The following is a 922-nucleotide window of genomic DNA, read 5'->3' on the forward strand; positions in this document are numbered from 1 at the left end:
GCAAACATCTGGCGCAACACCCCTACAATCGGGTGAAGCTGCTCAATGCGGGCGTTCAGGTGAGCGGTGAGAAACACGAGTATGTCATTCCCTTTAACCAACTGCTTGATATTCAATGCAAGCGTGGTTTGGTATGGGGGGAGTTGGAATTTGTGCTGCCGGACAACCAGGTTGTGCGGCTGCATGGCACCGAATGGCAGGAAACCCAGCAGTTCTACCGCTACCTGATGAAAATGTGGCGTCAGTGGAGTGACGACATGAGCGCGGTGTGTGCCGACGCGTTGCAGCGCCAGGTCACCGACATCGAGCAAATGACGAACCACCATGGGTGGGTTTCACGCCATGCGTTGGCTGAATTGCAGACGGCTATTCGCGCAACGCTGGCATCCTTGCCGCTGCCTGCCGCGAGACTGACGGAGTTTGTCAACTGCTGTGACAGCTACACCCTTTGTCAGCAGTGGCTCGCTGAGGGTGAATCGTGCCGAACAGCCTGTAACCAGGCCTGGATGGAAAAAACGCTCTCCTCAGAGCAGGCATTTTTTGACGGCGTTGAAACCACCCCGCTGAATGTTTCGCAGTGTCGCGCCGTAATCAATGGTGAAGATTCCGTATTGGTGCTGGCCGGTGCGGGCAGTGGAAAAACATCCGTGCTGGTGGCTCGTGCCGCCTGGTTGTTGCACCGAAACGAAGCGATGCCGGAACAAATCCTGTTACTTGCTTTTGGCCGTAAAGCCGCGCAGGAGATGAACCAACGGATTCAAGAGCGCTTGCACACGGATGCGGTGCAGGCCAAAACCTTCCATGCACTGGCTCTGCATATTATTCAACATGCTACGCGGAAAGCGCCGGCTATCAGCCGTTTGGAAAGCGATGGCGCGCAGCGACATGAGCTGCTGATTAAAACCTGGCAGCAGCAGTGCGC

The 922-nt window shown here is 56.0% G+C and carries 1 protein-coding gene; it reads left to right on the plus strand.

What is annotated here, in order from left to right; translation table 11 throughout:
- Positions 1-922 (plus strand): UvrD-helicase domain-containing protein (locus J5224_RS30580; protein WP_264628793.1); only part of this gene is annotated, 922 nt, incomplete at both ends.

The sequence above is a fragment of the Candidatus Symbiopectobacterium sp. NZEC135 genome (genome assembly GCF_025962695.1).